The following is a 24,801-nucleotide window of genomic DNA, read 5'->3' as shown; positions in this document are numbered from 1 at the left end:
AGTTCAGGATCCTAGCGTCGGTTCAACAAGCTCTCCGGGCGGCCGCGCTGCCGAATGCTCAAAGTCAAGGGCGTGTTGCAAAATTATAACGGCAGCCACCTGATCTACGACCGAGCGAGAGTTTTTCGCAGTGCGGCCGGAGGCCCGCAGCGCAGAATTGGCACTCATCGTCGTCATCCGCTCGTCAACGAGTCGAACAGGCAGCGACGAGTTGTCGGCGAGCAGCTGCGCAAATTCGCGAGCGTCACCGGTGGAGGCGGTATCTCGTCCCGACAGCGCAATCGGGAGGCCAACTATGAACTCCATCGCGCCACAGGACGCCGCGAGATCAACAATCCTCTGCACGCTATTGTCTGCGCGTTGAACCGTTTCTACGGGAGTCGCAATCATTCCGTGCTGATCGCTGCGGGCAACTCCCACGCGCACTTTTCCGACGTCGACGCCGATTCTCGTGCCTGCACGCATCGGTTATGCCGATAGCGAGGAGCCTATGAGGGCAAGCGCATCGGGGATGGAGGCGGAGTTCGTGCCACCACCCTGAGCGATGTCAGGCTTACCCCCACCGCCACCACCGAGCACACCCGCAGCAGCCTTGGCTAGAGCCCCCGCCGCAAAACCCTGGGAGCGGGACGCATCATTTGTTGCCACGATTACCGCCGGTTTGTCGCCGATCGTCGCGGCAAGAGCCACCACTGCCGCCTCGGAGCCGAGTCGCTCGCGAACGGATTGCACGAGCCCGCGCAGGTCATCCGTCGAGGGAAGTTCCCCCACGTTCTCGATGACTGCCCTGACAGTGCCAATCTTCCGCGACGTTTCGACTAGCGCGGGCACGCGTTGCGACAGCTGGCCAGCTTCGAGTTGAGCAATCTTTCGCTCGGCCGACTTCAGGTTCGCTAACAGTTCGGCGACGCGGTCGGGTAGTTGCTCCCGTGGCGTCTTCAAATTGGTGGTCAGTTCCGACACAATTGCCCGCTCAGCAGCGAAGTTGCGGAACGCATTCATCCCCACCAGCGATTCAACACGCCGATTGGATGACCCGACCGACGACTCTCCCACCAACGAGATCAATCCGATTTCGGCTGAGCGTCCGACGTGGGTGCCAGCGCAGAGCTCGAGGGACCACGGACCGCCGATTTCTACAACGCGAACCGTGTCGCCATATTTTTCACCAAAGAGCGCCATCGCGCCCAACTCTCTGGCATCATCCAAAGCCATAATTCGAGTCGTGACCTCAAGGTTGTCGCGCACAGCGGTGTTCGCAACCTCCTCGATCTCAGACTTAGTCTCCGAGGACAGCGCTTGCGACCACGAGAAGTCCAGCCTCATGTAGCCGGCCTTGTTGTAGGAACCAGACTGATGGGCATCGTTGCCTAGGATTTGACGGAGCGCAGCATGGATGACGTGGGTCGCCGAATGCGCCTGAGTCGCCCCGCGACGCCACTCAGCGTCAACCAGCGCTGCCGCCGGATCACCGACTCCCACTTCGCCCGAGGTCACCTCAACCTTGTGGCTGATTAGCCCCTTTACGGGCCGCTGCACGTCCAGTACTTCTAGGTGGTAGCTGGCACCGACTATCGCGCCGGCATCTGCCTCTTGACCACCAGATTCGGCATAAAGGGAGGTTTCGGCAAGAATAATTTCAGCGATCTGGCCAGATACCGCACGCGACACCGAGACGCCATCGACAATGATTCCGATCACGCTCGACTCTGTTTCGAGCGTGTCATAACCGGTAAAGGTTGTCTGCCCCACCGCGCGAAATGCGCCGTAGACCGAGAGGTCAGCGAGGAACTGTTTTTTAGAGCCCGCGTCTGCTTTGGCACGATCACGCTGCTGCTTCATGAGGGTGTCAAATGCGTGACGATCCACTGACAGTCCAGCTTCTGCCGCCATTTCGAGGGTGAGATCGATCGGGAATCCGAAGGTGTCATGGAGGAGAAATGCGGTATCACTGGAGAGCTGTGAGGCGCCGGATTCTTTTGTCTGTTCGACAGCGGTATCGAGAATTGTGGTGCCGCTGGCGAGTGTTCGCATGAAGGTGTCTTCTTCAGCCAGCACCACACGCGAGATGCGATCGTAGTCTTTTTCGACCTCGGGGTAGGCAGCCTTCATCGCATCGCGTGATTCTGGGAACAGTTCAGCGAAGGTGGTGCCCTCAACTCCCAGCAAGCGCATCGCGCGCACTGTGCGGCGCAGGAGCCTTCGTAAAACGTATCCGCGACCCTCGTTGCTCGGTGTGACACCGTCCGCGATGAGCATGAGACTTGAGCGCACGTGGTCGGCAACGACTCGCAGCCGAACGTCTGCTTCGTGATCCACTCCGTAGGTGCGACCAGAGAGTTCTGCCGCTTTATCAAGCACCGGTCGCACCTGATCGATTTCGTACATGTTCTCGACGCCCTGCTTGAGAAATGCGACGCGTTCCAGTCCCATGCCAGTGTCGATGTTTTGCTTAGGGAGTTCGCCTAGGATCGAGAAATCTTTGCCGCTGCCCTCTCCGCGGAGGTACTGCATGAAGACGAGGTTCCAGATCTCAACGTAGCGATCATCATCGGTGGCTGGCCCACCATCTGCACCGTACTCGGGGCCCCGGTCGAAAAAGATTTCGGAGCATGGACCGGCGGGACCAGGTTGACCCGTCGACCAGTAGTTGGTGTCCATACCCAATCGCTGGATGCGTTCGTCTGGAAGTCCTGCGGTTTCTTTCCAGTAGGCGACAGCATCGTCGTCATCTTCGTACACCGTCACCCAGAGATCTTCGGGACGAAAACCAAGCCCGCCATCGCTCTCGGGGAGGGTAAGGAATTCCCAGGCGAACTGGATAGCTTCCTTCTTAAAGTAGTCGCCGAAAGAAAAGTTTCCATTCATCTGAAAGAACGTTCCGTGACGAGGCGTCTTGCCCACTTCTTCGATGTCAAGAGTGCGGATGCATTTCTGCACACTCGTGGCACGGTCAAACGGCGCCGGTACCAGCCCGGTGAGATACGGCACGAAAGGAACCATGCCTGCGACCGTAAAGAGAAGCGAGGGGTCGTCGCTGACAAGCGACGCTGAAGGGACGACCGCGTGTCCACGCTCGCCAAAGTAGGTCAGCCAACGATTTTGTATTTCTGCGGTCTGCATGGGATCCCCGGGAATTCAATAATGCGGCCCGAGGGCCCTGATTGTCTTACTTAGAACGCTGTGCGAAATCCGAAAGTGCGTCCTCGGCATCGCCGACTGCCGCGCGAAGCTCAGCCTCGCGTTCGCGATAGCCGTCAACCACAGCGCCGGTGAATTCGCGGGCCTTGCTGTCAATATCGGAGAAGAATCGCTCGCCTTCAGGGGTCTTGGCAACCTGATGTGCTGCCACGAAACCAACGGCAATACCTACTACGAAAAGAACTGCGCCTTTCATATTTTTCTCCTTCAGATTGGGGTGCACGAGCGGTACGTGAACCGTTCTAGCTTAGGTGGTTTGGACGATTCAGCGACGGCGCTTCGGGCGGATGCTCAGCACTGCCACGCGCACGGCTGCGCTGAATCCCGCTATCTTGATTAGCGGACCCCCCACGGTCGCCGCTGCCAGCGCTACCAGTGCGGAGACGTTGCCGGTAGTTTCTTCGACATTGCGAGTGATCGCGTCCACTCGCGCCAACTGCCGATTGGTCTCAGAAATGGTGGAGGTAGCCTCGGTCAGCATGGGGTCTAGGTTTTCGCTCACCCCGCGGATCGCTGAGCTTGTCTCGTCGAATACCCGCCCCAGTTTGAGCAGGGGCACAGCGAGCAACCCCACGAGAATTGCGAACACTCCTGCCGCGATGAGCCCCGCGATATCTCCGCCAGTCATGGCTACTCCGATCAGTCTCAAAAAGTCTTGGTTACACGCTATTCGACAATCACACCAAATGGCACCGAACGCGAAAAAGGCCGGGGCGTAAGCCCCGGCCCTTGCCACGTTAGCTAGCGTGCTGCGTAGTACTCAACAACGAGCTGAACTTCACAGGTCACAGGAACTTCGGCGCGCTTCGGGCGACGCACGAGGCGTGCCTGCAGCTTGTCGATTTCTACCTCAAGGTAGCCAGGAGTCTTCGGAAGCACATCCACGTGTCCGCCAGCGGCGGCGACCTGAAAGATTTCCATGCCTTCGCTGCGAGCCTTGACGTGCATCAGTTGTCCCGGCTTGACGCGGAACGACGGGCGGTCAACGAGCTGCCCGTCGACCAAGATGTGGCGGTGAACGATCATCTGACGAGCCTGAGCGGTCGTGCGGGCGATCGCTGAACGAACGATCAGGGCATCGAGACGCATTTCGAGCTGCTCAACCAAGTTCTCACCGGTAAGGCCAGCGGTCTTGCGAGCTTCTTCGAACTGAATCTTCAGCTGAGCTTCACGAATTCCGTACTGGGCGCGTAGACGCTGCTTTTCGCGCAGACGAACAGCGTAGTCACTGTCCTGCTTGCGCTTGGTGCGGCCGTGCTCACCCGGAGCATAGGGGCGCTTTTCGAGGTACTTGGCGGCCTTCGGCGTCAGGGCAATGCCCAGTGCGCGCGAGAGGCGAGTCTTGCTACGGGTACGTGACTTAGTAGACACAGGATCCTTTTCGATTGATTCAAGTAAGAACATTCCAGTGATTACTCGCACGCGAACGCGCGTACGCAACACACCAGAAGAAAGTAGAGGGATGGCCCAATGGAGACTGGTCGGCTACAGACCTTGCTCCGCGATATTCGGTTTCATTGCAGCCGCGCGCCAAAACCGTATCGATGGGACGCATAACTCTAACACGGCAAGGCTATAGACGACACGAAAAGCCACGCTCCACGTGCCATTACCGGCAGTCCACTAGCCCCCGTTGATGATTTCGCGCAACTTCGCCAAACGCGCTGAGACGTCCCGCTCGTTTCCGTTGTTCGTCGGGGTGTAGTACTGGGTGCCCTTCAGCACATCAGGCAGGTACTGCTGCGTGACAACACCGAACTCCGAATCATGGGAGTACCGGTACCCCTTTCCATGACCTAAACGCTTCGCCCCAGGATAATGTGCGTCACGAAGGGGCATGGGCACACGACCAATCTTTCCTGCGCGAACGTCGGCGATTGCCGCATCCAACGCCGTGTAGGCAGCATTCGATTTAGGCGCCGTCGCAAGATAGACGACAGCCTCCGCTAACGGAATACGACCTTCTGGCATCCCGATCAGTTGGACAGCATCAGCAGCAGCAACAGCGACCACCAGCGCGTGGGGGTCAGCAATTCCGACATCCTCTGCAGCGCTGATGATGATGCGCCGTGCGATATAGCGCGAATCTTCGCCCGCCTCGATCATCCGTGCCAGATAGTGCAGTGCCGCATCAACGTCGGATCCCCGCACCGACTTGATGAACGCACTAACGACGTCATAGTGCTCATCACCCTGACGGTCATAGCGCAGCAGGGCGCGATCAACCGCGTTTGCGACGTGCTCTGCTGTGACCACGACAGGCGTTTGGGGGTGCTCATCGTTTGCTGCCGAGACCGCAGATGCCTCAAGAGCCGTGAGGGCGCGACGCGCATCGCCCGAAGACAGCCGCACGAGAAGTGCACGAGCCTCTGGCTCAAGCACGACCGCACCCTTTAACCCGCGGGCGTCGCTCACCGCACGGTCAACCAACTCCCCCAGGTCGTCATCGTCGAGCTCGTTGAGAGTGAGAAGGAGTGATCGCGACAGCAACGGTGAAATTATCGAGAAGGAAGGGTTCTCGGTCGTCGCTGCGATGAGGATCACCCAACCATTTTCGACACCCGGCAGCAATGCATCCTGCTGCGCTTTCGTGAATCGGTGAATCTCATCAAGAAAGAGCACCGTAGACACGCCGTAGAGGTCGCGCGCTGAGAGCGCCTGCTCCATCGTCTGGCGAACATCTTTCACCCCAGCCGTAACCGCCGACAGCTCAACAAACTTGCGCTGTGAACCACGCGCTATTGCCTTGGCAATCGTGGTTTTTCCGGTGCCAGGAGGACCCCACAGAATGATGGATGCCGACCCATGACTACCCTCGGTGTCTGACGCGAGGCTCATCAGGGGGGAGCCGCGCTGCAGCAGGTGCTTCTGGCCGACGATCTCCTCGAGAAACAGCGGACGCATGCGCACGGCAAGCGGCGTGGCGCCGCTGTGAAGAGTCGCGGAATCATCCATGGTTCAATCGTAATCGCCTCGACTGACCGCAGGCACGACGCACGACCTCCACTCCACGTCTCCGCAGCGTTTGGTTGAGATTCGTGCGAGACCGTAAGGTTCAGTGTGGCGTTTCTACTACCGCGGCGCTGTCCGCGAGTCTTCAAGGAGTAATGGTGGCATCGAGCAAGAAGCATTCACGCGAGCAACGCGAAGCACGGGAACGCCTGCGCCACTACTCTGCCCGCACGGTTGTTCATGAAAAAACGCTCGCACGGCGCAAGCGAGACAACATTCTCGCGATCAGCATTGGGCTCATCGTGATCGCCCTGGTTTCTGCAGCGCAGGTGTTCTACTTCAGTTCTGGTCCTGGCGCACCCGAACCCGCTCCGTCGTTTACACCGGAGCCATCCGCATCAGCGCAAGAGAACGTGGGTGACGTCCCGGATGTGTCTGTCGCCGAAGCCCGAACTTGGACCGGCGAGCTCAGCCTCAACGATGTGACACTCGGAATCGAACTTGATGGAGCTGGCGCACCCCAAGCAGTCGCATCGATCGTCGACTCCATAGCGAACAACTACTACGTCGGCAAATTCTGTCACCGCCTCGTAAAAACGGAAAAAGTCGGCCTGATCCAGTGCGGCTCCCTCGACGGAACAGGGGCAAGCGAGCCCGGCTACGCTTACGGACCCATCGAGAATGCCGGAGTTGGCGGATTCTATCCAGCCGGAACAATCGCTGTGGCCCGCAGCGGTGACGACGCATTCTCCAACGGGCGGCAGTTCTTCATCGTCTTTGATGATGCAACAATCCCCGACGATGCCGCCGGTGGTTACAGCATTGTTGGCACGGTCGTTTCTGGTCTCGATGCGTTGCAGTCAGAGATCACCGACGGTGGCGTTGCCGACGATGCAGAAGACGGGGTTCCTGTGATTGAGACCAGCATCACGCGCTTCACGATCCAGTAACAGCGGCAACGACACTAGGCACGGTTGTTCTAAGCTTGGGTTCACCCGGGCAGCGGCTTCCGGCATAACCAGCAAGGTGAAGTAATTGGCTACACAGGAGCAAAACGAGTGGGGACGCGTCGATGAGACGGGTACCGTATTTGTACGGGAAGCAGAAGGCGAACGTGCAGTCGGACAATACCCTGATGGAACCCCCGAAGAAGCTTTGGCCTACTTCACCCGCAAGTATCACGAATTAGCAGGCCAAGTAACGCTACTTGAACAGCGCGTCAAGAACGGCGCACCGGCAGCAGACGTCTCGAAAACGATTCGTACCCTTAGCGAGTCAATTGCAACCGCCAATGCCGTCGGCGATCTCCCCGCTCTCCACGCCCGAGTCGAAGCTCTCAGTGGCTCCGTCACGAAACTGACGGAAAAGCAGAGCGAAGAGGCGAAGATTGCACTCGGCGAAGCAATCGCGACCCGCACCGCGCTCGTCGTTGAGGCCGAGACTCTCGCCGCAGCCGACCCCGCCAAGGCGCAGTGGAAACAGGTAACTGCCCAAATGGATGAAATCTTTGCACGGTGGAAGGCGCATCAAACCGATGGTCCTCGCCTGCCGAAGGCAGAAGCGAACGAACTCTGGAAGCGCTTCCGTGCCGCCAGAAGCACCATTGACACTCACCGACGCGCGTTCTTCGCCGAGCTCGATACCGCTCACAAGCAGGCGCGCGCCGAGAAGCAAGCGCTTGTTGATGAAGCTGAGGCTCTCATCTCCCAGGGTGCCGACGCCATTCCCACCTACCGTCGTCTGCTCGATCGCTGGAAGGCCGCTGGCCGGGCCGGCAAGAAATTCGACGACGCGCTGTGGGCGAAGTTCAAGCAAGCCGGTGATGTGCTCTACTCGGCGAAGTCAGAAATCGACGCCCGAGACACTGTTGAATTCACCGCTAACTGGGAACTCAAGAAGGCTCTTCTTGATGAGGCGGAGCCTCTCTTGACTGCCACTGACCGTGCTCAGGCTAAAAAGACCCTCATGTCAGTTCAGAAACGCTGGGATGACATTGGTAAAGTTCCGCGTGACAAGATCAAGGTCGCAGAAGAGCGGCTGCGAAAGATCGAGACTGCGGTTCGCAAGCTAGACGAGGACCACTGGAACAAGAGCAATCCGGAACGTCAAGAACGTTCCGAAGGGTTCCTGGGTCAGCTCAACGACGTTATCGCCAAACTTGAGGCGGAACTCGCCGCAGCGCGGACCACTGGCGATGCTAAGAAGATCGCAGCGGCTCAAGATGCTCTTGATGCGCGGAAGGCGTGGCTGAGCGCGGTCAAGTAGCCAACTGTCCACAAGCCAGCAGTTTGTCCACTGAATCGCTGCGACGCGACTGCTGACGCAAGGATAGCGGCACGATGGAGCAATGACACCACGATTGCCATCAGTGCTTAGCGCTGTTGATCTCCCGCTCGCCGAACTGCAGTGCGCAGCCCTTGACGGGGAGCTCTACGCGTTAGATCAGTGCTTTTGTGCCATAGACGAGTTCGAAACCACCCACTTGCGTGCTCGCGCACTCGGTGTTGTGCTCGATTCTCGAATAATTGCCGAACGCATGAGCGCGGCTTGGGTCTGGGGTGCGGTGATCACTCCCCCACGTCGACATCAGCTGTGTGTCGCGATTGGGGCGCGCACGCGACCCCATCCGAGCCTCAACGCCACACTGCGCGAAGTCGTGATCGCCTCAGATGAGATCGACACGGTGTCAAACGTCAGCGTCACTTCGCGACTCCGAACAGTGCTCGACCTGCTGAGATTCAGCGAAAATTTCAGCATCCGTGAGACTTCTGCGGTCATCGCGCTGATGAAGGACGGCAAACTCGATCACGCAACATGCTCAGACGCACTCTCGGCACGAAGAAACCTGCCGCAGAAACGCGTCGCTCTTGAGCGCCTGGCACTCATCCCTACGGCGACTATGCAGACAGCGGCCGTGCAGACGATAGCAAACTAGCCGCTGTTGACCCGGTACACGTCGTAGACCGCGTCAACTCGTCTCACGGCGTTGAGAACACGATCAAGATGGGTTGTGTCTCCCATCTCGAAGACGAACTTGCTGATCGCCAGGCGATCAGTGGATGTATTCACGGTTGCGGAAAGAATATTGACGTGCGTTTCACTCAACACCTTCGTGATATCTGATAGCAGTCCAGCGCGATCAAGTGCCTCCACCTGAATTTGCACAAGAAAGAGACTCTTCGAAGTGGGGGCCCACTCCACATCAATCATGCGCTCAGGCTCATCGAGCAATGACTGAACGTTCCGGCAATCAGAACGGTGAACGGAGACACCAGCACCGCGCGTAACAAAACCCGCAACCGTGTCGCCAGGGACAGGGGTGCAGCAACGAGCCAGTTTGACCAAGATATCGGGCGCACCGCGCACCAGAATTCCCGAGTCTGAATGCTTGAAAGGACGAAGCTTTCCCTGCGCCGGAAAAGTAAGCTCGCCGTCGTCTTCGTCGGTGCCTGAACTGAGCGACGCAACAAGCTTCTCAATCACCGACTGTGTCGATACATGCCCCTCGCCGACTGCCGCGTACAGCGCTGATACGTCTTCATACCGCATCGTTGCCGCAAGATCAGCGAAGGACTCATGATTCATGAGCTTTTGCAGCGGCATGTTCTGCTTGCGCATCGCTCGCGCGATCGCGTCCTTGCCCTGCTCAATCGCTTCATCGCGTCGCTCTTTTGTGAACCACGCCCGAATCTTGTTGCGGGCTCTCGTGCTCTTGACGAAACCCAGCCAGTCTTGGCTGGGTGCGGCATCCGGACTCTTAGAAGTGAACACCTCAACTGAGTCGCCGCTTGTCAGTTCACTCTCTAGTGGAACGAGGCGACCATTGACTTTGGCGCCCATGGTGCGGTGACCAATCTCAGTGTGCACGGCGTAGGCAAAGTCGACCGGTGTGGCCCCAGCAGGGAGTCCGATGACCTTTCCTTGCGGGGTGAACACGTAGACCTCTTTGGCACCAATCTCGAACCGCAACGATTCAAGGAACTCGCCGGGGTCAGATGTCTCTGCCTGCCAGTCGGTAATGTGAGCAAGCCACGCCATGTCGCTATCGACCGGTCCGCTCTCAACAATTTTGCCGGCACTTCGATCCTTATACTTCCAATGTGCCGCAACGCCGAATTCAGCCCGGTGATGCATCTCGTTCGTTCGAATCTGGAGCTCTACCGCACGCCCCTGGGGGCCAATCACGGTTGTGTGGAGCGACTGATAGAGATTGAATTTGGGCGTCGCGATATAGTCTTTGAATCGCCCGGGAATCGGGTTCCACCTAGCGTGAATTGAGCCAAGCACCGCATAGCAGTCACGCACAGAGTTCACCAAAACCCGGATGCCGACGAGATCGTAGATCTCATCAAATTCGCGGCCACGCACAATCATCTTTTGGTAGATCGAGTAGTGCTGCTTCGGTCTCCCTGCCACAGATCCCTTGATGCGAGCGGTCTTGAGATCATCACTGACTGAGGCAATGACCTCTTTCAGAAATTCGTCACGCATGGGCGTGCGCTTGGTCACAAGACTTTCTATCTCGACATAGATTTTCGGATGCAGCACAGCGAACGAGAGATCTTCGAGCTCGATTTTGATCGCTTGGATTCCGAGTCGATGTGCCAGTGGCGCATAGATTTCGAGTGTCTCTTGCGCCTTACGAGAAGCTGACTCCCTCGGCACGAATCCCCACGTTCGCGCATTGTGAAGTCGGTCGGCCAGCTTGATGACGAGAACACGGATATCTTTCGACATCGCAACAATCATCTTGCGAACAGTTTCTGCCTGCGCACTGTCGCCGTACTTGATCTTATCGAGCTTCGTTACCCCATCGACCAGCATGGCGATTTCGTCACCAAACTCGACCCGCAACTCATCGAGTGAGTACTCCGTGTCTTCGACGGTGTCATGCAGCAGGGCTGCTGCGATCGTTTTCTCACCGATGCCCAGTTCCGCCAGAACCTGCGCAACCGCTACCGGGTGAGTGATGTAGGGCTCGCCACTTTTGCGCTTCTGCCCGTCGTGCGCCCGGAAAGCCGCCGCATAGGCCCGCTCAATCAGCGCAAGATTCGCTTTGGGATGATTCATCTTTACCGTGCGCAGTAATTTCTCAACAGCGCCCGCAGGTTGAGCGCGAGAAAAAATCCTCGGCAACAGTGCCCGAAACGAGGCAGAAGATTGTGCTGATTCGCTCATCCCGCTACCTCCTAGATCAATTCTAAGACGTGAACGGGCACGGTGCGATAGCTAGCGCTCCTCAAGCGCGGGCTGGCCTGCGAACGCTGACAAACACGCTCGCTCATCGCGACTACTTGTTGTCCTTCTCAACCGCGCGTGCCGCCGTCAACCGCTTGGTGCGGCGAAGAATCTCCGGCTCGTTCTCACGGAACTGAGCGTAGAGCGGGGCCGCGATGAAAATGGTGGAGTAGGTGCCAACAACGATTCCGATGAACAGTGCGAGCGCAATGTCGCGCAGCGTTCCCGCACCGAGAACTAAGGCTCCGATAAAGAGGATCGCGGCGACAGGTAATGCGGCAACCACACCGGTATTGATAGACCGCACCAGTGTCTGGTTGACCGCCAGGTTCACAGACTCTGCAAAGGTACGCCGAGATTCGGAACCGTCCTCCGACGTGTTCTCGCGAATCTTGTCAAACACCACAACCGTGTCATACAGCGAGAATCCCAAGATCGTGAGGAATCCGATGACAGCGGATGGAGTAATTTCAAATCCAAAAACTCCGTAAACCCCGGCTGTGATCACGATGTCGTGGACCAACGCAATCATCGCGGCAACAGACATCTTCCAGGTGCGGAAGTAGATCGCCATCATGATGGCCGCAAGAACAATGAAAACTAGGAGCGCGCGCAGGGCCGAACCAGTGATGTCTGCACCCCACGAAGGTCCGACAAAGGATGCTGCGACTTGATCATTTTCTACGTTGAACGCGCCCGCAAGCGCATCGCGTACGGTATTCGATTCATCCGGTTCTAGTTGCTCCGTCTGCACTCTCAACGAGTTGGTCCCGACAACCGTGACCTTGGGCTCAGCATTGGCGACGACATCGATCACGGTGTCCGTCGCAAGGTTCTGTGCTTCGGCACCTGTATCGGGGTTAGCAAGGGCTTCTACCGAATCGATTTGGAATTGCGATCCACCAGTGAACTCAATGCCAAAGACATAGCCACCGCGGAGCGCCGGAACGATGATCGACACCGCCAGTATTACGGCCGCGAGGATGTACCAGATCTTGCGACGGCCGATGAAATTGACCGATAGTTCACCGGTATAGAGGTCGTTGCCGAACTTCGAGAAGCTAGCCATCAGGATTCCTTTCCAACTGAGCTGGAATCTTTGGCGGCTCCCGCCATTTCAGCAGCTTTTCGTTCAGCGATAGTTTGGCGACGCGCTGCCTCTCGACCAGCCCCCGTCGTTGCCTTGGTAGCGGCCGGCGAGCGGAACTGAGCACGACCACGATAGACAGCCCCCAGAGCTTTGGGATCGAGGCCGCTAATCGGGTGTCCACTTGCAAAGAATTTGGTTGTAGCCAGGAGCTGCAACATCGGGTGCGTAAACAGCACGACAATAAGCACGTCGATCACTGTGGTGATGCCGAGGGTCAAAGCGAACCCTCGTACGTTTCCCACAGCAAGCACGAAAAGCACAACGGCGGAAAGTAGGTTGACTGCTTTGGCTGCGAGGATGGTGCGGAGTGCGCGCTTCCACCCGAATTCGACAGCACCTGTTAGTGAGCGACCGTCGCGGAGTTCGTCTCGAATGCGCTCGAAGTACACGATGAACGAGTCGGCCGTAAAACCGATTGCCACAATTAGACCCGCAACACCGGCGAGTGACAGGCGGTAGCCGTAGCGCCACGAGAGGTACGCAATCACGAGATAGGTGAGGACTCCCGCAACAATGAGCGAAGCAACCGTGACCAGTCCAAGCAGCCGATACTGAAAGAGGGAGTAGATAACAACGAGGAGAAGGCCAACTAACCCGGCGATGATGCCCGAGTTGAGCTGATTGGTGCCGAGGGTAGCCGAGATTGTTTCATTGCTCTGGACTTCGAAGCCAATGGGCAGCGCGCCGAATTTGAGCTGGTCGGCCAGAACCTTCGCGCTGTCCTGATCGAATGACCCGGAGATCTGCGGATTGCCGCCGGTAATAATTCCCTGAGTCGTTGGCGCCGAAATCACACGGCCGTCGAGTACGATTCCGAACCGGTTACGAGGATCAGTCTCGTCGTAGCCAAAAAGTCGGGTTGTCATTGCGGCTACTTCTTCGGTGCCTGCATCGTTGAACGTGGGAAACACACCCCACTGCCCGGTGCTCACTCCCTGCGAGCTCGTGACCATTCCGCTTGTCGCATCAGTGATCGTGCTGCCCTCAACCTCGACGGGGCCAAGAATGTACTTGAATGCATCGTCAGCATCACAGGTAATCAACGGCTCATCAGAGGGCGCGACGCTAAAGTTGTCGAGCGAATTGCAGTCAAAATTCGTGTACTCGTCGAAGAGAGATTCTGTGATCCAGTTAAGGTCACTGGCATCGGTGGGGGTTGCTGTCGGTGTCGTCGCTAGCGTGGGCGCCGGCGTTGCCGTCGCTGACTCCCCGTCTGGAGTTTCTGCACCGTCCGTGGACTCGGGCGTTGGCTCAGCGGTTGAGCTAGAGGCAACCTCCGTATACAAAACCGGACGGAACTCAAGTTTGGCTGATGACTGAATTCGGTTGAGCGTCTCTTCATCGGGAACGCCGGGGATCGAAACGACGACGTTGCTCCCGCCCTGCGTTGTAACTTCTGCCTCAGCGACACCACTGGCGTCTACCCGATCACGAATAATCGAGACCGCCTGGGACAACTGTTCGCCAGAAACCGTCTGACCGCTCTCCAAGAGGGGAGCGAGCACGATTTGTGTCCCGCCCTCAAGGTCAAGAGCGAGCTTTGGAGCCCAAGATGCGGAACCAAAAATGGAGCCAGCACCAATCACAACGGTGAGCCCCACCGTGATTGTGGTGAGCCAGACGATGGCTCGCCACGCGTTTTTCACAGGGGTAGTTCTAGCCACCTATTTGACTCAGCTTTCTTCACAGAGCAGTGCAGAAGCGCACGCCGTTGGACATCCGCCCTCGGGAGGGACGACACTCAACACTAGTGGGTTACTCGGACGCCTTTTTTGACTCCGTTGAGCTCACTGGTTTCGTGTCAGAAAGCTCTCCAAATTCTGGAGCCTTCTCGGTTGTCGACTCCGCCGTAACCGCGTCACGTTCTTCAGCCTCACGGTTGGCGATCTCCATCGCTTCTTCTACGGAGCGCGGGGCACCCTCTTCAGTGGGCTCTTCAACGACAACCTTGGCAAGTGTCTGGCTGTGGACTTTGACGATGACACCCTTACTGATCTCAATCTCAGCAGAATTAGCGACAGTGTCGTTTGCAACGAGCGTTCCAAAAAGCCCGAAATTAGTCATGACCTCGACGCCGGGAAGCATCTGTCCGCGGACTTCTTCCATCTGCGCCTTCCGCTTGCGGCTGTTGCGGAACATGAAGAAGATAAGCACGCCGAGAATGGCGAGCATCGCAATAGAAAGCGGATCCATGAGGTACCTTTCGGTGGTCTGTGGGCCTGGCGCTCACGTTGAGGCGCGTGTTGAGCCAATCAAACTATAGTTCATCGCTGAATAGAGTCGAATTACGTTCAGCCATCCCAAAGTGTTCCCAGGCGGCACGAGTTGCTACCCTGCCGCGCGGTGTCCGCGTCAACAGGCCAATCCGCACGAGGAAGGGTTCGACAACTGCCTCAACGGTCTCCGCTTCTTCGCCGACCGAAACCGCGAGCGTATTGAGCCCCACCGGTCCCCCATCGAACCGGGTCAACATGGTGTGCATAACAGCACGATCGAGGCGGTCGAGACCCAATTGATCGACATCATAAAGTTCGAGTGCTGCACGAACCGCATCCCGAGAAGCGGAAACGTCATTTACCAGCGCAAAGTCGCGCACCCGACGCAGCAGCCGATTAGCAATTCGGGGCGTGCCGCGACAGCGGCCAGCAATCTCTGCAATTGCTTCGCTCCTGATCTCCAAATCCAACATCACTGCTGCGCGAACGAGCACCTGCTCGAGTTCGGATTCATCGTAAAACTCCAGATGGGCTGTGAACCCGAAACGATCGCGAAGTGGATTGGGCAGCAACCCCGACCGCGTGGTCGCTCCCACCAAGGTGAACGGCGCGATATCAAGCGGGATGGATGTCGCCCCAGCACCCTTACCGACCATGATGTCGATACGAAAGTCTTCCATCGCGAGGTAAAGCATCTCTTCTGCCGAGCGAGCCATCCGGTGGATCTCATCGATAAAGAGGACCTCTCCCGGCAAAAGGGATGACAAAACTGCAGCGAGATCGCCAGCGTGCTGAATTGCTGGTCCGCTCGACATTCGTAGGGGGCGATTGCTTTCATGAGCGACGATCATCGCTAGCGTTGTCTTGCCGAGACCGGGTGGCCCTGCGAGCAAAATGTGGTCAGCGGTGCGATTTTGCATTTCGGCGGCACGCAACAGCAGCTGAAGCTGACCACGTACTTTCTGTTGACCAACAAATTCGTCGAGAGACTTCGGCCGCAAAGCGCCCTCGAACGCTAGCTCGGCCTCCGACTCAACACCGGGGGTTGCCACTGTTTCGTCGTTGTGAGTCATGAAGTACCTGCTGTGCTTGATGGTGACCCAACGAGAACTAGTGCACGGCGCAGAATTAGTTGCGTGTTGCTCTTGTCTGCAGCGGGGGCTTCCTGGACCGCGGCCTCCGCCGCCTGTTGAGCAAGTCTCTCAGGCCAACCAAGACCCTGTAGTGCCATCGAGACACTCGCGGTCGTGGAACTGGGCACGGATGCTATCGCGCCGCGCTGGTGGGTGGCGACAAAAACCTTGCCAGCAAGATTGAGCACGATGAGCTTCGCGGTCTTCGGCCCAATTCCCGAGACTTTACGAAATGCCGAGTCATTGTCTTCGGCAACAGCACGAGCAATGTCGTCCGGGCTCAGCGCAGCAAGAACACCCATAGCGCTCTTGGGCCCCACTCCGGTAACGCCGCGCAGCAGAGCAAATACCTCGAGTTCATCGATCGTCCGAAAGCCATACAGCGAAAGATCGTCTTCACGAACGATGAGGGCCGTGTTTACCTGAGTCTCGGCACCCACGCGAACAGAACCTGCATGTTCCGGCGTAACGCTAACGGAAAGGCCTATACCCCCCACCTCAACGACAATCGAGGTGCCTCCCGCGACGAGAACGGTGCCGCGGAGCGAAGAAATCATAGTTTGAGCCTACGAGCACCCACCGACTTCTCGGCCGACCGCCACGCCTCTTGGGCTGGCGTCAGCGAAGACACGGTGGCAGTTCCGGGCTCCGACGCGCTGTCAGCGCGATCGGCGCGGGGAGCGACTCCCTTCCACGCTGCGCACACAGCTAGGGCACACGCATCCGCAGCATCCGCGGGCTTAGGAGCCTCAGCCAGGCGAAGCACACGGGCAACCATCGCACCCACCTGTTTTTTATCGGCGCCACCGTAACCGGTAATGGCAAGCTTCACCTCAGTGGGGGTGTGAAGCGTGACCGATAGCCCCCGCTGTGCCGCAACATACATGGCGACCCCACTCGCCTGGGCTGTGCCCATGACCGTGCTCACATTCAACTGGGCAAACACGCGCTCAAGGGCGAGTTGCTGCGGCGAGAATTGGGCAATGACCGCGTCAATGCTCTCACCGATTAGCCGCAACCGTTCTTCGAGCGGCATGCCCGGCGGCGTGCGGACGACACTAACGTGCACCAGAGCCGCACGCCGATCCGCGCCAACGTCGACAACTCCGATACCGCACCGCGTAAGTCCGGGATCGATCCCGATTACACGCAGCGCCATCCGTTAGTCCTCGTCGAGTTCCGCCTGCACCTCAGGCGTGATGTCGAAGTTCGAGTAGATGTTCTGAACATCATCAGACTCTTCAAGGGCCTCAATGAGGCGAAAAACCTTTCGAGCAGTGTCGACATCTACTTCGACTGTGAGATGAGGAACAAACTCGGCTTCCGACGAATCGTAGTCGATTCCGGCTGCTTGCAGAGCATCCCGCGACTGAACGAGGTGAGCCGTGTCGGTAATTACCTCAAAGCCCTCACCATGATTTTTGACCTCTTCAGCGCCCGCATCCAAGACCGCCAATAGGATGTCGTCTTCAGAGATGTCCTCAGTCTTCGTTATCGAGATGACGCCTTTGCGCTCAAAGTTGTAGGCGACGCTGCCCGGGTCAGCGAGCGAGCCACCGTTGCGGCTCATAATCGTGCGAACATCCGCTGCAGCTCGGTTCTTGTTGTCGGTAAGACACTCCACCATCAGCGCAACGCCATTGGGGCCGTAGCCTTCGTACATGATGTTGACGTACTCGACTGCATCGCCGAGCTGACCTGAGCCACGCTTGACCGCACGATCAATATTGTCGTTAGGCACCGACGTCTTCTTGGCCTTCTGGATGGCATCAACGAGAGTCGGGTTGCCTGAGAGGTCGGCTCCACCGATCTTGGCCGCCACTTCAATATTCTTGATCAGTTTCGCGAAGGCTTTCGCGCGGCGAGAATCAGTTATCGCCTTCTTGTGCTTGGTAGTTGCCCATTTAGAGTGCCCTGACATGGTTGACATTCTACCCGGCGAGACGCGCGCCTTCTGCGCGAATCCCCGCGCTAGTGCTCGACAAGGGCGCTGCGCACCCCGAGCGAACGCAACTGGAGCTGAGCAAGACGGGCGGCAGTCGCCCGATCTCCCGCCCGCCATTGAGACGCAACCTCTGACGAAATTTCGCTTAAGACCGACAGTTTTTGGGATGACAGTGCCCGAAGAGCAAGCAAATCGGTGCCACCGGGCGTACTGAGAAGGTTTTTTGCTTCGGTGGCGCGTTGCGCAAAACGAATGCGCGGCAGCAACCACAGCAGAAGGATCAGGGCGATCGGTACAACGGAAATTATCACTCCGACCGCAGTAGCGGCAGCGAGCACTGTAGCCTGCTGGCTTTGCCCCGCAGTCTCTAGCGCCGCACCGGCGTCGCTCGCTCCGTCGAAAGGTACGCGAATGCCAGTACCGATGAGCGGGACTGACCCGAGTGTGTCTCCCAGCTCGACCATGGTTGACCGGAACCCGGCGCCCGCCTGTTGCATCTGGATTCCCAGCTGCTGAAACGCGGCGATCAATTGGTACACCCACACTCCCAGTGCGATCCACACAACGATGAAAACGAGGGCGACGATGTCGCCCGTCACCTGGCGGGCCCGACGGGGCGCATAGTCTGCGTAGAGTTGCATCCATCCATGATGCAGGACTTATTTGCTAGCGCGCACTCGCGCTACAAAATACTCATGAAAACGGGTGTCGCCTGTGATCTCGGGGTGAAATGACGTGCCCATAAGCGCGCCATGCTCAACGGCAACGATCCGACCGTCATCAAGCGTTGCAAGTGCGCGAGCCCGCGGCCCTATGGACTCCACGACGGGTGCCCTGATGAACACTGCCTCTACCGGTGTCGTACCCAATTCGGGAACGCTGAGGGCGGTTTCAAACGATTCGGATTGCGAGCCGAAAGCGTTGCGTCGCACAACAATATCGAGACCGCCGAATGACTGCTGACCCGGAATTGCATCGAGCACGGTGTCGGCGAGCAGGATCAGTCCGGCGCAGGTGCCGTAGACCGGCAGCCCATGGGCAATCGCCGCTTTTATGGGCTCAGCAAGCCCGTAAAGGCGGGATAGCTTGTCGATCACACTCGATTCGCCACCGGGGAGGATGAGCCCCGCAATGTGCTCCAACTGTCCGGGAGTTTTGACCGCTATTGCGGTTTCTCCCAGTTGTTGAAGCACCTGAAGGTGCTCACGAAAATCACCCTGGAGAGCCAGTACTCCGATAGGCCGCGGACCGACTGCTGAACTACTACCAGCCACGCTCGGAGAGACGGTGGGGAGCTGCAAGATCGGAGACGTTGATGCCGACCATGGCCTCACCGAGCCCGCGCGAAGCCTCCGCGATCACGTCGGGATCGTCGAAGAATGTCGTCGCCTTGACGATTGCTGCGGCACGCTGGATCGGGTTACCCGACTTGAATACTCCGGAGCCGACAAACACCCCATCGGCACCGAGTTGCATCATGAGGGCGGCGTCAGCGGGAGTTGCGACTCCGCCGGCCGTAAAGAGCACGACGGGGAGTTTGCCAGTCTGAGCGATCTCACGAACAAGATCGTAGGGCGCCTGAAGTTCTTTCGCCGCCACATAGAGCTCATCGGTAGTCTTTGAGCGGAGTGCGTTGATTTGACCCTTGATGGTGCGGATGTGCTTGGTCGCCTCCGAAACATCGCCGGTGCCAGCTTCGCCCTTTGAGCGAATCATGGCAGCGCCCTCCGTGATGCGCCGAAGCGCTTCACCCAGGTTCGTTGCGCCACAAACGAAGGGAACGTCGAAGTTCCACTTGTCGATGTGGTTGACATAGTCTGCGGGGCTCAACACCTCAGACTCATCGATGTAGTCCACCTTGAGCGACTGCAGAATCTGCGCCTCAACGAAGTGACCGATGCGTGCCTTAGCCATAACCGGGATCGACACGGCCTCAATGATGCCATCGATCAGGTCGGGATCACTCATGCGGGCGACTCCCCCCTGTGACCGAATATCGGCAGGAACACGCTCGAGCGCCATGACCGCAACGGCACCGGCATCTTCGGCAATCTTGGCTTGCTCAGCATTCACGACATCCATAATGACGCCGCCCTTGAGCATCTCTGCAAGCCCGCGCTTAACTCGATTGGTACCAAAGTCGTTTGATGATGTGTTCTCGCTCATAGTTACAAACCTACGGCGATACAGCTACAAAGAATGCAGCCAATTCATACTCAGTGGTTCCTCGGCCACGCCACAGCGAGTTCGTCTCGCACCTCGCCAAGAAGTCGGGGAATCGCCTTTGTACCCGCCACGATCGGAAAGAAATTCGAGTCAGTCGCCCACCGCGGAACCACATGCTGGTGCAAGTGATTCGCAATTCCGGCACCGGCCACAACACCCTGATTCATCCCAATGTTGAAACCGTGGGATCGGGAGGTTTCGCGGAGCACTCGCATCGCTGTTTGCGTGAGCGCCGCGATCTCAGCAACCTCGGCATCCGTCGCTTCGTCATAAAGCGGCACGTGGCGAAACGGGCAGACGAGCAAATGCCCGCTGTTATAGGGAAAGAGATTAAGCAACACATAGGCAGTCTTTCCGCGCGCAACAATGAGTGCCTTCTCGTCATCAAGGGTCGGTGCTATGCAGAATGGACAATCGTCGGTGTCTGGCTGAGTCTGGTCTTGGATATAGGCAATGCGGTGAGGGGTCCACAGACGCTGAAAAGAGTCGGGCACCGCCGCGAAATCCGTGCTCGACTCCCCCACAGGCAGCTCGGACCCGTCGTAATCGCGCACGGGCTAAACCTGAGCTCGCGTCGCGATCGCGTCAGTAATACGCGCAACAGCATCCGCAATGGGAATGCCGTTCTCTTGAGTGCCATCACGAAAACGGAAACTCACTGAGCCAGCAGCCTGATCCTGCTCTCCTGCGATCAACTGGAACGGAATCTTCGACTTCGTGTGGGTGCGAATCTTCTTCTGCATCCGCTCACTGGACGCATCGAGCTCGGCACGCACGCCCAAGGCCTTCAACTGGTCGATAACACCGCCCAAGTACTCCTCGTACGCCTCAGCCACGGGGATACCAACGACCTGAACCGGCGACAACCACACGGGGAACGCGCCGGCATAGTGCTCGGTAAGAACTCCAAAGAAACGCTCAATCGATCCAAACAACGCGCGATGGATCATCACCGGGCGCTGGCGCGAACCATCGGCAGCCGTGTATTCGAGATCGAATCTTTCAGGCAGGTTGAAGTCGAGCTGCACGGTAGACATCTGCCAGGTACGGCCAATGGCATCGCGGGCCTGGACCGAAATCTTGGGGCCGTAGAACGCGGCTCCGCCCGGGTCGGGCACAAGCTCGAGACCTGACTCAGCCGCTACTTCGGCGAGCGTCTGGGTTGCTTCATCCCAGGTATCGTCGTCGCCGACGTACTTCTCGGGATTCTTCGTTGACAACTCCAGGTAGAAGTCGGTGAGTCCATAGTCGCGGAGTAGCGAGAGCACGAAGTTGAGGGTGCTCGTCAACTCCTGTTTCATCCCCTCCTTGGTCGTGAAGATGTGGGCATCATCCATCGTGAGCCCGCGCACGCGAGTTAGCCCATGAATTACGCCAGACTTCTCGTTGCGGTAGACCGTACCGAATTCGAACAAACGCATCGGAAGATCGCGATAGGAGCGCCCGCTAGAACGGTAGATAAGGATATGCATGGGGCAGTTCATGGGCTTGAGGTAGTAGTCAGCCCCCTGACGAGTGATCTCGCCTTCCTCGTTGCGCGCCTCATCGAGGTGCATCGGAGGGAACATGCCGTCCTTGTACCAGCCGAGATGGCCAGACGTCTCGAACAGTGCCTCTTTGGTGATGTGGGGCGTATTGACGAACGAGTAGCCCTCTTGCAAGTGGCGCTTGCGGGAGTAATCTTCCATCTCGTGACGGATGATGCCGCCCTTGGGGTGAAACACCGCTAGTCCGGAGCCGATTTCATCGGGGAAGGAGAACAGGTCAAGCTCAGCACCGAGCTTGCGATGGTCGCGTTTGAGCGCCTCTTCCTGACGTGCTTGGTATTCGCGAAGCTCATCTTTCGTCGGCCACGCTGTACCGTAGACGCGCTGCAGCTGTTTGTTTTTTTCCGAGCCACGCCAGTATGCCGCGGCCGTGCGTGTAAGCGACCAGCCGTTACCGATCATCCGAGTGTTGGGCAGGTGCGGTCCGCGACACAGATCTTTCCAATAAACCTCGCCCGTTTTGCCATCGACGTTGTCGTAGATAGTCAACTCGGTGCCGCCGACTTCAACTGATTCGTTATCGCCGTCAGAACCGCCTTCGCCAACAGAACCCTTAATACCGATGAGCTCTAGCTTGTACGGCTCATCGGCGAGTTCCGCGCGAGCTTCGGTCTCGGTGACGACACGTCGCTGAAATCGCTGACCCTGTCGGATGATGCGATCCATCGCCTTGGTGATCGCTTTGAGATCCTCGGGAGTGAAAGGCTCTTCCACGTCGAAGTCGTAGTAGAAACCATCGGTCACTGGCGGGCCAATACCAAGCTTCGCCTCAGGATTGATCGTCTGGATCGCTTGAGCCGCAACATGCGCTGCTGAGTGGCGAAGAATGTTGAGACCGTCGGGAGAATCAATAGTTACGGCCTCGACCTCATCCGAGTCGGTCACGGTGGTGGCGAGGTCTTTCAGCTCACCGTTGACGCGCAGTGCGACGACGTTGCGGTCGGTGTACAGATCAAATCCAGTCTTACTCACAGCACAACTTTAGCGGCCATCACGATTGCGCGCCGCACACCCGTTTGGCCCAGTCTGTAGTGACTGAGCAACGGTGCGGATACTGCGGCCGCGGCCACACAGACGAGCGCGGTCGCATCGGTAAGAACCGCCACCATGAAATAGAGTCCGACGCGAAACCCCGACTCAGTGTTACCCCACGTGATGAAACGCACGATGTGCGAAAGACCCAACCCAAAGAGTAAGAGCCCGAAGAACGCCGCAAAGTTTTGTGTCGCGTTATAAAAGGAAAGGGGGTTGAGTGCGAGGGCAACCATCAGGATCACAACGGTTGACCGCGGGAAACATCGCTGCACCATGATCGCTACAAGCTTCTGCAAAAAAATGCGCGCGCTGAGCGTGCTGACCGGCGGGAAAATTTCCCCCAACCATTGAACGTATGCACGATCCCACTCGATCTGCGAAGCTCGTTCGACAAGTGCCCCATTCGGCGCCTTAGCTGAACCAAGTGACGCCACGACAACGGCGAAGAGGACGTAGGGAAACGCAAACAGACCCAGCAGTAGCCGCCGTCTCGGTGTGCGTCGAGCCCACTTATCAAGTCGGGTACGAGGCGGACGGGTCGCGATGCGAAGTACCCGGGTATTGGTCAGTGGCTCACTCATGGTTGCTCTGGCTTGTCAGGCCATGCTCCGCCTTCTCCCAGCAGTGCGGCTCCGTGGTGAGTTGCCAGAGTGCCTTGTACGACGCAATCGAGTGAAGAATTCAGTACAGCAGGTTGAGTAGTGCCCACGGCTCTAGGGCAAATGTTCCGAGCTTGAAAGGCCCCATCATAGATAGGTAGACCATGATCGAACTGCCGATAATGAAGTTGAGAAAACACAGCCACAAAAGCCAGACCGGGCAGAACTGCGCGACAAAGCCCATTGGCAACGCCAACGAGAGCACCGTCCAAATATAAAGGGGCAGCACTCCCAAGAATATGGCCGGCGTTCCTGCGATACGAAGAACAAAACCACTAAATTGCCAAAAACCAATCTCGCGAAGTAACGCCAGCGGTCGGCGCGCGTGGACCAACGTTGTCTGCATATAGCCCGTGATCCATCGACTCCGCTGCCGAATTCACCACACCGACTCGGTAGTCCAACGCGTTTGCACGGATGCCCAGGTCAACATCTTCTGTCACGTTGTAGGGGTCCCAACCTCCGAGACTTTCGAGCGCCTCGGTGCGGAAATGGTTTGACGTACCGCCGAGAGGGATCGGCAGGTCGAGCGAGTCGAGCCCAGACAACATGTAGTCGAACCAGTAGCCATACTCGAGCGAGAACATTCGTGTCAGCACATTTTCGCGGGCGTTAAAATAGTTCAATGCAGCTTGGACACACCGTCTTTTCACCACCGCGCTGAAAAGAGATGCATGCCTTATTGAGCTGATCTGATTCAGGAGTGTCCTCAGCATCGAAGATGACGAGGCGGTTTGTGGGCCAGTCGATACTTCTAAGGTTTCTGACCAGCTGAGCGACAATATTTGCTTCTTTGAACACCGGAACAAGAAAGGTGTAGCGAGGCAACTAGTCATCACTGAGGGCTTCCACTTCACTCTGTGACACACGCTCGACGAGATCAACGCGCGCACCGCGCGAAGAGATGAAAATTTGAATGCAGTGCCCGCAAGAAAGACGAGACTTGTGATCGCGATTATCGTGATAATCCTCGTGATTGGCCACAAAATGAGCGCGACGACCGAAGACATCGAGAATCGCATGCCAAATTTGCGCGGACGTTGCGGCGACAAAGACCACGTCGCGGCCAAGGGCCTCTCAAATCCGTTGGCTGCGCTCGTCATCCGGCACACGCGCCGTGGCTACGAGAGCTCGACCACCGGCAAGCTCCCGCAGCGGCATCCAGTTCTCTGCAATATAAAGCTGGCCACTGCACTGCCTCGCGAATTCACCATCGATCTCGCACATCACCGCACGTTTGATGTCCCAGGCGCGCGAAATTACATCGACGAGAGTCGCATCATCTAGGTAGCCCCGACTGGCCAGAGTTTGATCAATGTGCATACCAGAGCGGGCCTTAACTGCGCGAGCCTCGACGATCTGCTCAGCCGTTGCCAGCCCCTCGTCGAGCAAGAGTTGCACAAACGCTTCGCTCTGCTAGGACGGCTCTGTCAAATGCTTCGTCTAGACATCGTTGTCCATCGAGAGCACTTGTGGCTATGCCACGCGGGAAACGTGGG

The 24,801-nt window shown here is 57.7% G+C and carries 25 protein-coding genes; 3 read left to right on the top strand and 22 right to left on the bottom strand.

Annotation, left to right across the window (positions count from 1 at the left end):
* Window positions 1–3: 3 nt before the first annotated feature.
* From ruvX to FB472_RS00365, 6 genes are all read right to left on the bottom strand, one after another.
* Window positions 4–465: a Holliday junction resolvase RuvX gene (gene ruvX / locus FB472_RS00390; protein WP_141989178.1), complete on the bottom strand. Its 462-nt coding sequence runs from the start codon at window positions 463–465 to the stop codon at window positions 4–6.
* Window positions 466–468: 3 nt separating this feature from the next.
* On the bottom strand, window positions 469–3,123 hold the full coding sequence (alaS, locus tag FB472_RS00385) for an alanine--tRNA ligase (protein ID WP_141989177.1): 2,655 nt from the start codon (window positions 3,121–3,123) through the stop codon (window positions 469–471).
* Window positions 3,124–3,169: 46 nt separating this feature from the next.
* Entirely contained in the window at window positions 3,170–3,397 is a 228-nt protein-coding gene (locus tag FB472_RS00380) for a hypothetical protein (protein ID WP_141989176.1), read from the bottom strand.
* A gap of 69 nt (window positions 3,398–3,466) precedes the next feature.
* On the bottom strand, window positions 3,467–3,829 hold the full coding sequence (locus FB472_RS00375; protein WP_141989175.1) for a DUF948 domain-containing protein: 363 nt from the start codon (window positions 3,827–3,829) through the stop codon (window positions 3,467–3,469).
* Between the two features lie 113 nt (window positions 3,830–3,942).
* A complete protein-coding gene (gene rpsD / locus FB472_RS00370; protein WP_035897798.1) occupies window positions 3,943–4,572 on the bottom strand; it encodes a 30S ribosomal protein S4 in 630 nt (209 codons plus the stop codon).
* 252 nt (window positions 4,573–4,824) lie between these two features.
* Complete coding sequence (locus tag FB472_RS00365) at window positions 4,825–6,156, bottom strand: replication-associated recombination protein A (protein WP_141989174.1); 1,332 nt, start codon at window positions 6,154–6,156, stop codon at window positions 4,825–4,827.
* Between the two features lie 152 nt (window positions 6,157–6,308).
* On the opposite strand from FB472_RS00365, the gene FB472_RS00360 reads away from it, so the two are divergent.
* The 3 genes from FB472_RS00360 (at window position 6,309) to FB472_RS00350 (ending at window position 9,088) form a co-directional block, all read left to right on the top strand.
* Window positions 6,309–7,103, top strand: coding sequence for a peptidylprolyl isomerase (locus tag FB472_RS00360; RefSeq protein ID WP_141989173.1), 795 nt, complete (start codon window positions 6,309–6,311; stop codon window positions 7,101–7,103).
* 85 nt (window positions 7,104–7,188) lie between these two features.
* Window positions 7,189–8,418 (top strand): DUF349 domain-containing protein, encoded by a 1,230-nt coding sequence (locus tag FB472_RS00355; protein WP_141989172.1) that lies wholly within the window; start codon window positions 7,189–7,191, stop codon window positions 8,416–8,418.
* A gap of 82 nt (window positions 8,419–8,500) precedes the next feature.
* Window positions 8,501–9,088 (top strand): hypothetical protein, encoded by a 588-nt coding sequence (locus tag FB472_RS00350; protein WP_141989171.1) that lies wholly within the window; start codon window positions 8,501–8,503, stop codon window positions 9,086–9,088.
* Here FB472_RS00350 and FB472_RS00345 read toward each other — a convergent pair.
* The 16 genes from FB472_RS00345 to FB472_RS00270 all read right to left on the bottom strand — a co-directional run bounded on the left by FB472_RS00345 (window position 9,085) and on the right by FB472_RS00270 (window position 24,703).
* Window positions 9,085–11,331, bottom strand: coding sequence for a RelA/SpoT family protein (locus FB472_RS00345; protein ID WP_141989170.1), 2,247 nt, complete (start codon window positions 11,329–11,331; stop codon window positions 9,085–9,087). The two genes, FB472_RS00350 and FB472_RS00345, sit on opposite strands and share 4 nt — an antisense overlap.
* A gap of 112 nt (window positions 11,332–11,443) precedes the next feature.
* The gene (gene secF / locus FB472_RS00340) at window positions 11,444–12,460 is read right to left on the bottom strand and encodes a protein translocase subunit SecF (RefSeq protein WP_141989169.1); all 1,017 of its coding nucleotides are present in this window, start codon (window positions 12,458–12,460) and stop codon (window positions 11,444–11,446) included.
* On the bottom strand, window positions 12,460–14,205 hold the full coding sequence (secD, locus tag FB472_RS00335) for a protein translocase subunit SecD (protein ID WP_141989168.1): 1,746 nt from the start codon (window positions 14,203–14,205) through the stop codon (window positions 12,460–12,462). Before secD ends, secF begins: the two co-directional genes overlap by 1 nt.
* Before the next feature lie 91 nt (window positions 14,206–14,296).
* Entirely contained in the window at window positions 14,297–14,734 is a 438-nt protein-coding gene (locus FB472_RS00330; RefSeq protein WP_141989167.1) for a preprotein translocase subunit YajC, read from the bottom strand.
* Window positions 14,735–14,798: 64 nt separating this feature from the next.
* Window positions 14,799–15,830, bottom strand: a complete 1,032-nt coding sequence (ruvB, locus tag FB472_RS00325; RefSeq protein WP_141989166.1) for a Holliday junction branch migration DNA helicase RuvB — start codon at window positions 15,828–15,830, stop codon at window positions 14,799–14,801.
* Entirely contained in the window at window positions 15,827–16,447 is a 621-nt protein-coding gene (gene ruvA / locus FB472_RS00320; RefSeq protein WP_141989165.1) for a Holliday junction branch migration protein RuvA, read from the bottom strand. Before ruvA ends, ruvB begins: the two co-directional genes overlap by 4 nt.
* Window positions 16,444–17,049, bottom strand: coding sequence for a crossover junction endodeoxyribonuclease RuvC (ruvC, locus tag FB472_RS00315; RefSeq protein WP_141989164.1), 606 nt, complete (start codon window positions 17,047–17,049; stop codon window positions 16,444–16,446). The genes ruvA and ruvC overlap by 4 nt, the downstream gene beginning before the upstream one ends.
* A gap of 3 nt (window positions 17,050–17,052) precedes the next feature.
* On the bottom strand, window positions 17,053–17,811 hold the full coding sequence (locus FB472_RS00310) for a YebC/PmpR family DNA-binding transcriptional regulator (protein WP_021809676.1): 759 nt from the start codon (window positions 17,809–17,811) through the stop codon (window positions 17,053–17,055).
* A gap of 50 nt (window positions 17,812–17,861) precedes the next feature.
* A complete protein-coding gene (locus FB472_RS00305) occupies window positions 17,862–18,476 on the bottom strand; it encodes a hypothetical protein (RefSeq protein ID WP_141989163.1) in 615 nt (204 codons plus the stop codon).
* 18 nt (window positions 18,477–18,494) lie between these two features.
* Window positions 18,495–19,109, bottom strand: coding sequence for a pyridoxal 5'-phosphate synthase glutaminase subunit PdxT (pdxT, locus tag FB472_RS00300; protein ID WP_141989162.1), 615 nt, complete (start codon window positions 19,107–19,109; stop codon window positions 18,495–18,497).
* Window positions 19,099–20,001 carry a pyridoxal 5'-phosphate synthase lyase subunit PdxS gene (gene pdxS, locus FB472_RS00295; protein ID WP_141989161.1) on the bottom strand — a complete coding sequence of 301 codons (903 nt, stop codon included), beginning with the start codon at window positions 19,999–20,001 and terminating at the stop codon, window positions 19,099–19,101. The genes pdxT and pdxS overlap by 11 nt, the downstream gene beginning before the upstream one ends.
* 50 nt (window positions 20,002–20,051) lie before the next feature.
* Window positions 20,052–20,615 (bottom strand): HIT family protein, encoded by a 564-nt coding sequence (locus tag FB472_RS00290; RefSeq protein ID WP_141989160.1) that lies wholly within the window; start codon window positions 20,613–20,615, stop codon window positions 20,052–20,054.
* Window positions 20,616–20,618: 3 nt separating this feature from the next.
* The gene (gene thrS / locus FB472_RS00285; protein ID WP_141989159.1) at window positions 20,619–22,580 is read right to left on the bottom strand and encodes a threonine--tRNA ligase; all 1,962 of its coding nucleotides are present in this window, start codon (window positions 22,578–22,580) and stop codon (window positions 20,619–20,621) included.
* On the bottom strand, window positions 22,577–23,224 hold the full coding sequence (locus FB472_RS00280) for a hypothetical protein (RefSeq protein ID WP_141989158.1): 648 nt from the start codon (window positions 23,222–23,224) through the stop codon (window positions 22,577–22,579). The genes thrS and FB472_RS00280 overlap by 4 nt, the downstream gene beginning before the upstream one ends.
* A gap of 353 nt (window positions 23,225–23,577) precedes the next feature.
* On the bottom strand, window positions 23,578–23,928 hold the full coding sequence (locus tag FB472_RS14265; protein ID WP_246077994.1) for a glycosyltransferase family 2 protein: 351 nt from the start codon (window positions 23,926–23,928) through the stop codon (window positions 23,578–23,580).
* A 451-nt stretch (window positions 23,929–24,379) separates the two neighbouring features.
* Entirely contained in the window at window positions 24,380–24,703 is a 324-nt protein-coding gene (locus tag FB472_RS00270) for a hypothetical protein (RefSeq protein WP_021809687.1), read from the bottom strand.
* Between the last annotated feature and the right edge of the window lie 98 nt (window positions 24,704–24,801).

The sequence above is a fragment of the Rhodoglobus vestalii genome, from assembly GCF_006788895.1.
GTDB lineage: Bacteria > Actinomycetota > Actinomycetes > Actinomycetales > Microbacteriaceae > Rhodoglobus > Rhodoglobus vestalii.
This window is presented reverse-complemented; position numbering and strand designations above follow the sequence as displayed.

Coding starts and splice junctions, on each gene's coding strand:
- FB472_RS00350 (WP_141989171.1), top strand. CDS start 8,501: ATGACACCACGATTGCCATCAGTGCTTAGCGCTGTTGATCTCCCGCTC.
- pdxS (WP_141989161.1), bottom strand. CDS start 20,001: ATGAGCGAGAACACATCATCAAACGACTTTGGTACCAATCGAGTTAAG.
- alaS (WP_141989177.1), bottom strand. CDS start 3,123: ATGCAGACCGCAGAAATACAAAATCGTTGGCTGACCTACTTTGGCGAG.
- FB472_RS00280 (WP_141989158.1), bottom strand. CDS start 23,224: ATGAGTGAGCCACTGACCAATACCCGGGTACTTCGCATCGCGACCCGT.
- secF (WP_141989169.1), bottom strand. CDS start 12,460: ATGGCTAGCTTCTCGAAGTTCGGCAACGACCTCTATACCGGTGAACTA.
- ruvX (WP_141989178.1), bottom strand. CDS start 465: ATGCGTGCAGGCACGAGAATCGGCGTCGACGTCGGAAAAGTGCGCGTG.
- FB472_RS00365 (WP_141989174.1), bottom strand. CDS start 6,156: ATGGATGATTCCGCGACTCTTCACAGCGGCGCCACGCCGCTTGCCGTG.
- FB472_RS00375 (WP_141989175.1), bottom strand. CDS start 3,829: ATGACTGGCGGAGATATCGCGGGGCTCATCGCGGCAGGAGTGTTCGCA.
- FB472_RS00360 (WP_141989173.1), top strand. CDS start 6,309: ATGGTGGCATCGAGCAAGAAGCATTCACGCGAGCAACGCGAAGCACGG.
- FB472_RS00380 (WP_141989176.1), bottom strand. CDS start 3,397: ATGAAAGGCGCAGTTCTTTTCGTAGTAGGTATTGCCGTTGGTTTCGTG.
- FB472_RS00305 (WP_141989163.1), bottom strand. CDS start 18,476: ATGCAACTCTACGCAGACTATGCGCCCCGTCGGGCCCGCCAGGTGACG.
- ruvA (WP_141989165.1), bottom strand. CDS start 16,447: ATGATTTCTTCGCTCCGCGGCACCGTTCTCGTCGCGGGAGGCACCTCG.
- ruvB (WP_141989166.1), bottom strand. CDS start 15,830: ATGACTCACAACGACGAAACAGTGGCAACCCCCGGTGTTGAGTCGGAG.
- ruvC (WP_141989164.1), bottom strand. CDS start 17,049: ATGGCGCTGCGTGTAATCGGGATCGATCCCGGACTTACGCGGTGCGGT.
- FB472_RS00330 (WP_141989167.1), bottom strand. CDS start 14,734: ATGGATCCGCTTTCTATTGCGATGCTCGCCATTCTCGGCGTGCTTATC.
- FB472_RS00345 (WP_141989170.1), bottom strand. CDS start 11,331: ATGAGCGAATCAGCACAATCTTCTGCCTCGTTTCGGGCACTGTTGCCG.
- FB472_RS00310 (WP_021809676.1), bottom strand. CDS start 17,811: ATGTCAGGGCACTCTAAATGGGCAACTACCAAGCACAAGAAGGCGATA.